Genomic DNA, 11795 nt, shown 5'->3' on the forward strand with positions numbered 1-11795 from the left:
CAGGTCTGTGTGACTGTGGTCGCAAGACTTTTGTCGTTCAGCTATTAAATCCCATTACGAAGTAGACCAGAACGGCCAACGGGTCCTTTCCGGCGATCCGACAGGTTACGGGGCGGCGACCTCGCGGGTTTTCGCTATTTATGAAAATTTTCCGGTTTAAGGCGTTTCCGTTCTTCTTCGTCATAACTTAATGTTTTTATTTAAAATACCCTCTGAAAAGAAAGGAAACGACAGGTGCTGAAAGCGAGCTTTTTGGCCTCTGTCGTTTCCTTTCTCTGTTTTTGTCCGTGGAATGAACAATGGAAGTCAACAAAAAGCAGCTGGCTGACATTTTCGGTGCGAGTATCCGTACCATTCAGAACTGGCAGGAACAGGGAATGCCCGTTCTGCGAGGCGGTGGCAAGGGTAATGAGGTGCTTTATGACTCTGCCGCCGTCATAAAATGGTATGCCGAAAGGGATGCTGAAATTGAGAACGAAAAGCTGCGCCGGGAGGTTGAAGAACTGCGGCAGGCCAGCGAGGCAGATCTCCAGCCAGGGACTATTGAGTACGAACGCCATCGACTTACGCGTGCGCAGGCCGACGCACAGGAACTGAAGAATGCCAGAGACTCCGCTGAAGTGGTGGAAACCGCATTCTGTACTTTCGTGTTGTCGCGGATCGCAGGTGAAATTGCCAGTATTCTCGACGGGATCCCCCTGTCGGTGCAGCGGCGTTTTCCGGAACTGGAAAACCGACATGTTGATTTCCTGAAACGGGATATCATCAAAGCCATGAACAAAGCAGCCGCGCTGGATGAACTGATACCGGGGTTGCTGAGTGAATATATCGAACAGTCAGGTTAACAGGCTGCGGCATTTTGTCCGCGCCGGGCTTCGCTCACTGTTCAGGCCGGAGCCACAGACCGCCGTTGAATGGGCGGATGCTAATTACTATCTCCCGAAAGAATCCGCATACCAGGAAGGGCGCTGGGAAACACTGCCCTTTCAGCGGGCCATCATGAATGCGATGGGCAGCGACTACATCCGTGAGGTGAATGTGGTGAAGTCTGCCCGTGTCGGTTATTCCAAAATGCTGCTGGGTGTTTATGCCTACTTTATAGAGCATAAGCAGCGCAACACCCTTATCTGGTTGCCGACGGATGGTGATGCCGAGAACTTTATGAAAACCCACGTTGAGCCGACTATTCGTGATATTCCGTCGCTGCTGGCGCTGGCCCCGTGGTATGGCAAAAAGCACCGGGATAACACGCTCACCATGAAGCGTTTCACTAATGGGCGTGGCTTCTGGTGCCTGGGCGGTAAAGCGGCAAAAAACTACCGTGAAAAGTCGGTGGATGTGGCGGGTTATGATGAACTTGCTGCTTTTGATGATGATATTGAACAGGAAGGCTCTCCGACGTTCCTGGGTGACAAGCGTATTGAAGGCTCGGTCTGGCCAAAGTCCATCCGTGGCTCCACGCCAAAAGTGAGAGGCACCTGTCAGATTGAGCGTGCAGCCAGTGAATCCCCGCATTTTATGCGTTTTCATGTTGCCTGCCCGCATTGCGGGGAGGAGCAGTATCTTAAATTTGGCGACAAAGAGACGCCGTTTGGCCTCAAATGGACGCCGGATGACCCCTCCAGCGTGTTTTATCTCTGCGAGCATAATGCCTGCGTCATCCGCCAGCAGGAGCTGGACTTTACTGATGCCCGTTATATCTGCGAAAAGACCGGGATCTGGACCCGTGATGGCATTCTCTGGTTTTCGTCATCCGGTGAAGAGATTGAGCCACCTGACAGTGTGACCTTTCACATCTGGACAGCGTACAGCCCGTTCACCACCTGGGTGCAGATTGTCAAAGACTGGATGAAAACGAAAGGGGATACGGGAAAACGTAAAACCTTCGTAAACACCACGCTCGGTGAGACGTGGGAGGCGAAAATTGGCGAACGTCCGGATGCTGAAGTGATGGCAGAGCGGAAAGAGCATTATTCAGCGCCCGTTCCTGACCGTGTGGCTTACCTGACCGCCGGTATCGACTCCCAGCTGGACCGCTACGAAATGCGCGTATGGGGATGGGGGCCGGGTGAGGAAAGCTGGCTGATTGACCGGCAGATTATTATGGGCCGCCACGACGATGAACAGACGCTGCTGCGTGTGGATGAGGCCATCAATAAAACCTATACCCGCCGGAATGGTGCAGAAATGTCGATATCCCGTATCTGCTGGGATACTGGCGGGATTGACCCGACCATTGTGTATGAACGCTCGAAAAAACATGGGCTGTTCCGGGTGATCCCCATTAAAGGGGCATCCGTCTACGGAAAGCCGGTGGTCAGCATGCCACGTAAGCGAAACAAAAACGGGGTTTACCTTACCGAAATCGGTACGGATACCGCGAAAGAGCAGATTTATAACCGCTTCACACTGACGCCGGAAGGGGATGAACCGCTTCCCGGTGCCGTTCACTTCCCGAATAACCCGGATATTTTTGATCTGACCGAAGCGCAGCAGCTGACGGCTGAAGAGCAGGTCGAAAAATGGGTGGATGGCAGGAAAAAAATACTGTGGGACAGCAAAAAGCGACGCAATGAGGCGCTCGACTGCTTCGTTTATGCGCTGGCGGCGCTGCGCATCAGTATTTCCCGCTGGCAGCTGGATCTCAGTGCGCTGCTGGCGAGCCTGCAGGAAGAGGATGGTGCAGCAACCAACAAGAAAACACTGGCAGATTACGCCCGTGCCTTATCCGGAGAGGATGAATGACGCGACAGGAAGAACTTGCCGCTGCCCGTGCGGCACTGCATGACCTGATGACAGGAAAACGGGTGGCAACGGTACAGAAAGACGGACGGAGAGTGGAGTTTACGGCCACTTCCGTGTCTGACCTGAAAAAATACATTGCGGAGCTGGAAGTGCAGACCGGCATGACACAGCGACGCAGGGGACCTGCAGGATTTTATGTATGAAAACGCCCACCATTCCCACCCTTCTGGGGCCGGACGGCATGACATCGCTGCGCGAATATGCCGGTTATCACGGCGGTGGCAGCGGATTTGGTGGGCAGTTGCGGGCGTGGAACCCACCGAGTGAAAGTGTGGATGCAGCCCTGCTGCCCAACTTTACCCGTGGCAATGCCCGCGCAGACGATCTGGTACGCAATAACGGCTATGCCGCCAACGCCATCCAGCTGCATCAGGATCATATCGTCGGGTCTTTTTTCCGGCTCAGTCATCGCCCAAGCTGGCGCTATCTTGGCATCGGGGAGGAAGAAGCCCGTGCCTTTTCCCGCGAGGTTGAAGCGGCATGGAAAGAGTTTGCCGAGGATGACTGCTGCTGCATTGACGTTGAACGAAAACGCACGTTTACCATGATGATTCGGGAAGGTGTGGCTATGCACGCCTTTAACGGTGAACTGTTCGTTCAGGCCACCTGGGATACCAGTTCGTCGCGGCTTTTCCGGACACAGTTCCGGATGGTCAGCCCGAAGCGCATCAGCAACCCGAACAATACCGGCGACAGCCGGAACTGCCGTGCCGGTGTGCAGATTAATGACAGCGGTGCGGCGCTGGGATATTACGTCAGCGAGGACGGGTATCCTGGCTGGATGCCGCAGAAATGGACATGGATACCCCGTGAGTTACCCGGGGGGCGCGCCTCGTTCATTCACGTTTTTGAACCCGTGGAAGACGGGCAGACTCGCGGTGCAAATGTGTTTTACAGCGTGATGGAGCAGATGAAGATGCTCGACACGCTGCAGAACACGCAGCTGCAGAGCGCCATTGTGAAGGCGATGTATGCCGCCACCATTGAGAGTGAGCTGGATACGCAGTCAGCGATGGATTTTATTCTTGGCGCGAACAGTCAGGAGCAGCGGGACAAGCTGACGGGCTGGATTGGTGAAATTGCCGCGTATTACGCCGCAGCGCCGGTCCGGCTGGGAGGCGCAAAAGTGCCACACCTGATGCCGGGTGACTCACTGAACCTGCAGACGGCTCAGGACACGGATAACGGCTACTCCGTTTTTGAGCAGTCGCTGCTGCGGTATATCGCAGCCGGGCTGGGTGTCTCGTATGAGCAGCTTTCCCGGAATTACGCCCAGATGAGCTACTCCACGGCACGGGCCAGCGCGAACGAGTCGTGGGCGCACTTTATGGGGCGGCGAAAATTCGTCGCATCCCGTCAGGCGAGCCAGATGTTTCTGTGCTGGCTGGAAGAGGCCATCGTTCGCCGCGTGGTGACGTTACCTTCAAAAGCGCGCTTCAGCTTTCAGGAAGCCCGCAGTGCCTGGGGGAACTGCGACTGGATAGGCTCCGGTCGTATGGCCATCGATGGTCTGAAAGAAGTTCAGGAAGCGGTGATGCTGATAGAAGCCGGACTGAGCACCTACGAGAAAGAGTGCGCGAAACGCGGTGACGACTATCAGGAAATTTTTGCCCAGCAGGTCCGTGAAACGATGGAGCGCCGCGCGGCTGGTCTTAAACCGCCCGCCTGGGCGGCTGCGGCATTTGAATCCGGGCTGCGACAATCAACAGAGGAGGAGAAGAGTGACAGCAGAGCTGCGTAATCTCCCGCATATTGCCAGCATGGCTTTTAATGAGCCGCTGATGCTTGAACCCGCCTATGCGCGGGTTTTCTTTTGTGCGCTTGCAGGCCTGCTTGGGATCAGCCGCCTGACGGATGCAGTATCCGGCGACAGCCTGACTGCCGGAGAGGCACCCGCGGCGCTGGCGTTATCCGGTGATGATGACGGACCACGACAGGCCCGCAGTTATCAGGTCATGAACGGCATCGCCGTGCTGCCGGTGTCCGGTACGCTGGTCAGCCGGACGCGGGCGCTGCAGCCGTATTCGGGAATGACCGGTTACAACGGCATTATCGCCCGTCTGCAACAGGCTGCCAGCGATCCGATGGTGGACGGCATTCTGCTGGATATGGACACACCGGGCGGGATGGTGGCGGGAGCATTTGACTGTGCTGACATCATCGCCCGTGTGCGAGACATAAAACCGGTATGGGCGCTGGCCAACGACATGAACTGCAGTGCAGGTCAGCTGCTTGCCAGCGCCGCCTCCCGGCGTCTGGTCACGCAGACCGCCCGGACAGGCTCCATCGGCGTCATGATGGCTCACAGTAATTACGGTGCTGCGCTGGAGAAACAGGGCGTGGAAATCACGCTGATTTACAGCGGCAGCCATAAGGTGGATGGCAACCCCTACAGCCATCTACCGGATGATGTCCGGGAAACACTGCAGTCCCGGATGGATGCAACCCGCCGGATGTTTGCGCAGAAAGTGTCGGCATATACCGGCCTGTCTGTGCAGGCTGTGCTGGATACCGAGGCTGCAGTGTACAGCGGTCAGGAGGCCATTGATGCCGGACTGGCTGATGAACTTGTCAACAGCACCGATGCGATCACCGTTATGCGTGATGCACTGGATGCACGTAAATCCCGTCTCTCAGGAGGGCGAATGACCAAAGAGACTCAATCAACAACTGTTTCAGCCACTGCTTCGCAGGCTGACGTTACTGGCGTGGTGCCTGCGACGGAGGGCGAAAACACCAGCGCGGCTCAGCCGGACGTGAACGCGCAGATCACCGTAGCGGTTGCGGCAGAAAACAGCCGCATTATGGGGATCCTCAACTGTGAGGAGGCTCACGGACGCGAAGAACAGGCATGCGTGCTGGCCGAAACCCCCGGAATGACCGTGGAAACGGCCCGCCGCATTCTGGCCGCAGCACCACAGAGTGCACAGGCGCGCAGTGACACTGCGCTGGATCGTCTGATGCAGGGTGCACCGGCACCACTGGCTGCAGGTAACCCGGCATCTGATGCCGTTAACGATTTGCTGAACACACCAGTGTAAGGGATGTTTATGACGAGCAAAGAAACCTTTACCCATTACCAGCCGCTGGGCAACAGTGACCCGGCTCATACCGCAACCGCGCCCGGCGGATTGAGTGCGAAAGCGCCTGCAATGACCCCGCTGATGCTGGACACCTCCACCCGTAAGCTGGTTGCGTGGGATGGCACCACCGACGGTGCTGCCGTTGGCATTCTTGCAGTTGCTGCTGACCAGACCAGCACCACACTGACGTTCTACAAGTCCGGCACGTTCCGTTATGAGGATGTGCTCTGGCCGGAGGCTGCCAGCGACGAGACGAAAAAACGGACCGCGTTTGCCGGAACGGCAATCAGCATCGTTTAACTTTACCCTTCATCACTAAAGGCCGCCTGTGCGGCTTTTTTTACGGGATTTTTTTATGTCGATGTACACAACCGCCCAGCTGCTGGCGGCAAATGAGCAGAAATTTAAGTTTGATCCGCTGTTTCTGCGTCTCTTTTTCCGTGAGAGCTATCCCTTCACTACGGAGAAAGTCTATCTCTCACAAATTCCGGGACTGGTAAACATGGCGCTGTACGTTTCGCCGATTGTTTCCGGTGAGGTTATCCGTTCCCGTGGCGGCTCCACCTCTGAATTTACGCCGGGATATGTCAAACCCAAGCATGAAGTGAATCCGCAGATGACCCTGCGTCGCCTGCCGGATGAAGATCCGCAGAATCTGGCGGACCCGGCTTACCGCCGCCGTCGCATCATCATGCAGAACATGCGTGACGAAGAGCTGGCCATTGCTCAGGTCGAAGAGATGCAGGCAGTTTCTGCCGTGCTCAAGGGCAAATACACCATGACCGGTGAAGCCTTCGATCCGGTTGAGGTGGATATGGGCCGCAGTGCGGCGAACAACATCACGCAGTCCGGCGGCACGGAGTGGAGCAAGCGTGACAAGTCCACGTATGACCCGACCGACGATATCGAAGCCTACGCGCTGAACGCCAGCGGCGTGGTGAATATCATCGTGTTTGACCCGAAAGGCTGGGCGCTGTTCCGTTCCTTCAAAGCCGTCAGGGAGAAGCTGGATACCCGTCGCGGCTCTCATTCCGAACTGGAGACAGCGATAAAAGACCTGGGCAAAGCGGTGTCTTATAAGGGAATGTATGGCGATGTGGCCATCGTCGTGTATTCCGGACAGTACGTGGAAAACGGCGTCAAAAAGAACTTCCTGCCGGACAACACGATGGTGCTGGGTAACACTCATGCACGCGGTCTGCGCACCTATGGCTGTATTCAGGATGCGGATGCATTGAGTGAGGGTATTAATGCGTCTCCCCGTTATCCGAAAAACTGGAAGACATCCGGCGATCCGGCGCGAGAGTTCACCATGATTCAGTCAGCACCGCTGATGCTGCTGGCTGATCCTGATGAGTTCGTGTCCGTTCAACTGGCGTAATCATGGCCCTTAGGGGCCATTTTCTCTCTGTGGAGGAGTCCATGACGAAAGATGAACTGATTGCCCGTCTCCGGTCGCTGGGTGAGCAACTGAACCGTGATGTCAGCCTGACGGGGACGAAAGAAGAACTGGCGCTCCGTGTGGCAGAGCTGGAAGAGGAGCTTGATGACACGGATGACGCAGCCGGTCAGGACACGTCTGTCAGCCCGGAAAATGCGCTGACCGGACATGAAAATGAGGTGGTATCAGCACAGACGGATACCGTGACTGATACGGCTGCTCTGGTCACGGTTGTGGCACTGGTGACGCTGCATACCGATGCACTTCACGCCACGCGGGATGAACCTGTGGCATTTGTGCTGCCGGGAACGGCGTTTCGTGTCTCTGCCGGTGTGGCAGCCGAAATGACAGAGCGCGGCCTGGCCAGAATGCAATAACGGGAGGCGCTGTGGCTGATTTCGATAACCTGTTCGATGCTGCCATTGCCCGCGCCGATGAAACGATACGCGGGTACATGGGAACGTCAGCCACCATGACATCCGGTGAGCAGTCCGGCGCAGTAATACGTGGTGTTTTTGATGACCCTGAAAATATCAGCTATGCCGGACAGGGCGTGCGCGTTGAAGGCTCCAGCCCGTCCCTGTTTGTCCGGACTGATGATGTGCGGCAGCTGCGGCGTGGAGACACGCTGACCATCGGTGAGGAAAACTTCTGGATAGACCGGGTTTCGCCGGATGATGGTGGAAGCTGTCATCTCTGGCTTGGGCGGGGCGTACCGCCTGCCGTTAACCGTCGCCGCTGAAAGGGGGATGTATGGCCATAAAAGGTCTTGAGCAGGCCGTTGAAAACCTCAGCCGTATCAGCAAAACGGCGGTGCCTGGTGCCGCCGCAATGGCCATTAACCGCGTTGCTTCATCCGCGATATCGCAGTCGGCGTCACAGGTTGCCCGTGAGACAAAGGTACGCCGGAAACTGGTAAAGGAAAGGGCCAGGCTGAAAAGGGCCACGGTCAAAAATCCGCAGGCCAGAATCAAAGTTAACCGGGGGGATTTGCCCGTAATCAAGCTGGGTAATGCGCGGGTTGTCCTTTCGCGCCGCAGGCGTCGTAAAAAGGGGCAGCGTTCATCCCTGAAAGGTGGCGGCAGCGTGCTTGTGGTGGGTAACCGTCGTATTCCCGGCGCGTTTATTCAGCAACTGAAAAATGGCCGGTGGCATGTCATGCAGCGTGTGGCCGGGAAAAACCGTTACCCCATTGATGTGGTGAAAATCCCGATGGCGGTGCCGCTGACCACGGCGTTTAAACAAAATATTGAGCGGATACGGCGTGAACGTCTTCCGAAAGAGCTGGGCTATGCGCTGCAGCATCAACTGAGGATGGTAATAAAGCGATGAAACATACTGAACTCCGTGCAGCCGTACTGGATGCACTGGAGAAGCATGACACCGGGGCGACGTTTTTTGATGGTCGCCCCGCTGTTTTTGATGAGGCGGATTTTCCGGCAGTTGCCGTTTATCTCACCGGCGCTGAATACACGGGCGAAGAGCTGGACAGCGATACCTGGCAGGCGGAGCTGCATATCGAAGTTTTCCTGCCTGCTCAGGTGCCGGATTCAGAGCTGGATGCGTGGATGGAGTCCCGGATTTATCCGGTGATGAGCGATATCCCGGCACTGTCAGATTTGATCACCAGTATGGTGGCCAGCGGCTATGACTACCGGCGCGACGATGATGCGGGCCTGTGGAGTTCAGCCGATCTGACTTATGTCATTACCTATGAAATGTGAGGACGCTATGCCTGTACCAAATCCTACAATGCCGGTGAAAGGTGCCGGGACCACCCTGTGGGTTTATAAGGGGACCGGTGACCCTTATGCGAATCCGCTTTCAGACGTTGACTGGTCGCGTCTGGCAAAAGTTAAAGACCTGACGCCCGGCGAACTGACCGCTGAGTCCTATGACGACAGCTATCTCGATGATGAAGATGCAGACTGGACTGCGACCGGGCAGGGGCAGAAATCTGCCGGAGATACCAGCTTCACGCTGGCGTGGATGCCCGGAGAGCAGGGGCAGCAGGCGCTGCTGGCGTGGTTTAATGAAGGCGATACCCGTGCCTATAAAATCCGCTTCCCGAACGGCACGGTCGATGTGTTCCGTGGCTGGGTCAGCAGTATCGGTAAGGCGGTTACGGCGAAGGAAGTGATCACCCGCACGGTGAAAGTCACCAATGTGGGACGTCCGTCGATGGCAGAAGATCGCAGCACGGTAACAGCGGCAACCGGCATGACCGTGACGCCTGCCAGCACCTCGGTGGTGAAAGGGCAGAGCACCACGCTGACCGTGGCCTTCCAGCCGGAGGGCGTAACCGACAAGAGCTTTCGTGCGGTGTCTGCGGATAAAACAAAAGCCACCGTGTCGGTCAGTGGTATGACCATCACCGTGAACGGCGTTGCTGCAGGCAAGGTCAACATTCCGGTTGTATCCGGTAATGGTGAGTTTGCTGCGGTTGCAGAAATTACCGTCACCGCCAGTTAATCCGGAGAGTCAGCGATGTTCCTGAAAACCGAATCATTTGAACATAACGGTGTGACCGTCACGCTTTCTGAACTGTCAGCCCTGCAGCGCATTGAGCATCTCGCCCTGATGAAACGGCAGGCAGAACAGGCGGAGTCAGACAGCAACCGGAAGTTTACTGTGGAAGACGCCATCAGAACCGGCGCGTTTCTGGTGGCGATGTCCCTGTGGCATAACCATCCGCAGAAGACGCAGATGCCGTCCATGAATGAAGCCGTTAAACAGATTGAGCAGGAAGTGCTTACCACCTGGCCCACGGAAGCAATTTCTCATGCTGAAAACGTGGTGTACCGGCTGTCTGGTATGTATGAGTTTGTGGTGAATAATGCCCCTGAACAGACAGAGGACGCCGGGCCCGCAGAGCCTGTTTCTGCGGGAAAGTGTTCGACGGTGAGCTGAGTTTTGCCCTGAAACTGGCGCGTGAGATGGGGCGGCCCGACTGGCGTGCCATGCTTGCCGGGATGTCATCCACGGAGTATGCCGACTGGCACCGCTTTTACAGTACCCATTATTTTCATGATGTTCTGCTGGATATGCACTTTTCCGGGCTGACGTACACCGTGCTCAGCCTGTTTTTCAGCGATCCGGATATGCATCCGCTGGATTTCAGTCTGCTGAACCGGCGCGAGGCTGACGAAGAGCCTGAAGATGATGTGCTGATGCAGAAAGCGGCAGGGCTTGCCGGAGGTGTCCGCTTTGGCCCGGACGGGAATGAAGTTATCCCCGCTTCCCCGGATGTGGCGGACATGACGGAGGATGACGTAATGCTGATGACAGTATCAGAAGGGATCGCAGGAGGAGTCCGGTATGGCTGAACCGGTAGGCGATCTGGTCGTTGATTTGAGTCTGGATGCGGCCAGATTTGACGAGCAGATGGCCAGAGTCAGGCGTCATTTTTCCGGTACGGAAAGTGATGCGAAAAAAACAGCGGCAGTCGTTGAACAGTCGCTGAGCCGACAGGCGCTGGCTGCACAGAAAGCGGGGATTTCCGTCGGGCAGTATAAAGCCGCCATGCGTATGCTGCCTGCACAGTTCACCGACGTGGCCACGCAGCTTGCAGGCGGGCAAAGTCCGTGGCTGATCCTGCTGCAACAGGGGGGGCAGGTGAAGGACTCCTTCGGCGGGATGATCCCCATGTTCAGGGGGCTTGCCGGTGCGATCACCCTGCCGATGGTGGGGGCCACCTCGCTGGCGGTGGCGACCGGTGCGCTGGCGTATGCTTGGTATCAGGGCAACTCAACCCTGTCCGATTTCAACAAAACGCTGGTCCTTTCCGGCAATCAGGCGGGACTGACGGCAGATCGTATGCTGGTCCTGTCCAGAGCCGGGCAGGCGGCAGGGCTGACGTTTAACCAGACCAGCGAGTCACTCAGCGCACTGGTTAAGGCGGGGGTAAGCGGTGAGGCTCAGATTGCGTCCATCAGCCAGAGTGTGGCGCGTTTCTCCTCTGCATCCGGCGTGGAGGTGGACAAGGTCGCTGAAGCCTTCGGGAAGCTGACCACAGACCCGACGTCGGGGCTGACGGCGATGGCACGCCAGTTCCATAACGTGACGGCGGAGCAGATTGCGTATGTTGCTCAGTTGCAGCGTTCCGGCGATGAAGCCGGGGCATTGCAGGCGGCGAACGAGGCCGCAACGAAAGGGTTTGATGACCAGACCCGCCGCCTGAAAGAGAACATGGGCACGCTGGAGACTTGGGCAGACAGGACTGCGCGGGCATTCAAATCCATGTGGGATGCGGTGCTGGATATTGGTCGTCCTGATACCGCGCAGGAGATGCTGATTAAGGCAGAGGCTGCGTTTAAGAAAGCAGACGACATCTGGAATCTGCGCAAGGATGATTATTTTGTTAACGATGAAGCGCGGGCGCGTTACTGGGATGATCGTGAAAAGGCCCGTCTTGCGCTTGAAGCCGCCCGAAAGAAGGCTGAGCAGCTGTAGTGGATCACAAAATC

General features: G+C 56.6%; 14 protein-coding genes and 1 pseudogene. All 15 read left to right on the forward strand.

Annotated features, from left to right (window positions below):
• Positions 1 to 299: 299 nt before the first annotated feature.
• The gene (locus D9738_RS14350; RefSeq protein WP_000453576.1) at positions 300 to 845 is read left to right on the forward strand and encodes a DNA-packaging protein; all 546 of its coding nucleotides are present in this window, start codon (positions 300 to 302) and stop codon (positions 843 to 845) included.
• Positions 820 to 2745: a phage terminase large subunit family protein gene (locus tag D9738_RS14355; RefSeq protein WP_130260475.1), complete on the forward strand. Its 1926-nt coding sequence runs from the start codon at positions 820 to 822 to the stop codon at positions 2743 to 2745. The genes D9738_RS14350 and D9738_RS14355 overlap by 26 nt, the downstream gene beginning before the upstream one ends.
• Positions 2742 to 2948: a gpW family protein gene (locus D9738_RS14360; protein WP_000198149.1), complete on the forward strand. Its 207-nt coding sequence runs from the start codon at positions 2742 to 2744 to the stop codon at positions 2946 to 2948. The genes D9738_RS14355 and D9738_RS14360 overlap by 4 nt, the downstream gene beginning before the upstream one ends.
• Positions 2945 to 4546, forward strand: coding sequence for a phage portal protein (locus tag D9738_RS14365; protein WP_001535134.1), 1602 nt, complete (start codon positions 2945 to 2947; stop codon positions 4544 to 4546). Before D9738_RS14360 ends, D9738_RS14365 begins: the two co-directional genes overlap by 4 nt.
• Entirely contained in the window at positions 4527 to 5846 is a 1320-nt protein-coding gene (locus tag D9738_RS14370) for a S49 family peptidase (protein ID WP_130260476.1), read from the forward strand. The genes D9738_RS14365 and D9738_RS14370 overlap by 20 nt, the downstream gene beginning before the upstream one ends.
• 9 nt (positions 5847 to 5855) lie before the next feature.
• Positions 5856 to 6188 carry a head decoration protein gene (locus D9738_RS14375; RefSeq protein ID WP_001299443.1) on the forward strand — a complete coding sequence of 111 codons (333 nt, stop codon included), beginning with the start codon at positions 5856 to 5858 and terminating at the stop codon, positions 6186 to 6188.
• A gap of 55 nt (positions 6189 to 6243) precedes the next feature.
• Positions 6244 to 7269 carry a major capsid protein gene (locus D9738_RS14380; protein WP_130260477.1) on the forward strand — a complete coding sequence of 342 codons (1026 nt, stop codon included), beginning with the start codon at positions 6244 to 6246 and terminating at the stop codon, positions 7267 to 7269.
• A gap of 41 nt (positions 7270 to 7310) precedes the next feature.
• The gene (locus D9738_RS14385) at positions 7311 to 7706 is read left to right on the forward strand and encodes a DNA-packaging protein FI (RefSeq protein ID WP_000158897.1); all 396 of its coding nucleotides are present in this window, start codon (positions 7311 to 7313) and stop codon (positions 7704 to 7706) included.
• Between the two features lie 11 nt (positions 7707 to 7717).
• A complete protein-coding gene (locus D9738_RS14390) occupies positions 7718 to 8071 on the forward strand; it encodes a head-tail joining protein (RefSeq protein WP_000752996.1) in 354 nt (117 codons plus the stop codon).
• Between the two features lie 11 nt (positions 8072 to 8082).
• Positions 8083 to 8661, forward strand: coding sequence for a phage tail protein (locus D9738_RS14395; RefSeq protein WP_000975070.1), 579 nt, complete (start codon positions 8083 to 8085; stop codon positions 8659 to 8661).
• Positions 8658 to 9053, forward strand: a complete 396-nt coding sequence (locus tag D9738_RS14400; RefSeq protein WP_000683105.1) for a phage minor tail U family protein — start codon at positions 8658 to 8660, stop codon at positions 9051 to 9053. The genes D9738_RS14395 and D9738_RS14400 overlap by 4 nt, the downstream gene beginning before the upstream one ends.
• Before the next feature lie 7 nt (positions 9054 to 9060).
• Positions 9061 to 9801 carry a phage tail protein gene (locus D9738_RS14405; protein ID WP_130260478.1) on the forward strand — a complete coding sequence of 247 codons (741 nt, stop codon included), beginning with the start codon at positions 9061 to 9063 and terminating at the stop codon, positions 9799 to 9801.
• Positions 9802 to 9816: 15 nt separating this feature from the next.
• Positions 9817 to 10239 (forward strand): phage minor tail protein G, encoded by a 423-nt coding sequence (locus D9738_RS14410; protein ID WP_000479153.1) that lies wholly within the window; start codon positions 9817 to 9819, stop codon positions 10237 to 10239.
• Positions 10221 to 10655: a phage tail assembly protein T gene (locus D9738_RS14415; protein ID WP_000459457.1), complete on the forward strand. Its 435-nt coding sequence runs from the start codon at positions 10221 to 10223 to the stop codon at positions 10653 to 10655. Before D9738_RS14410 ends, D9738_RS14415 begins: the two co-directional genes overlap by 19 nt.
• Positions 10648 to 11775 (forward strand): annotated as a pseudogene (locus D9738_RS14420) (phage tail length tape measure family protein); the annotation flags it as partial. The gene D9738_RS14415 and the pseudogene D9738_RS14420, both read left to right, overlap by 8 nt.
• Between the last annotated feature and the right edge of the window lie 20 nt (positions 11776 to 11795).

The sequence above is a fragment of the Escherichia sp. E10V5 genome (genome assembly GCF_004212315.1).
Taxonomy (GTDB): Bacteria; Pseudomonadota; Gammaproteobacteria; order Enterobacterales; family Enterobacteriaceae; genus Escherichia.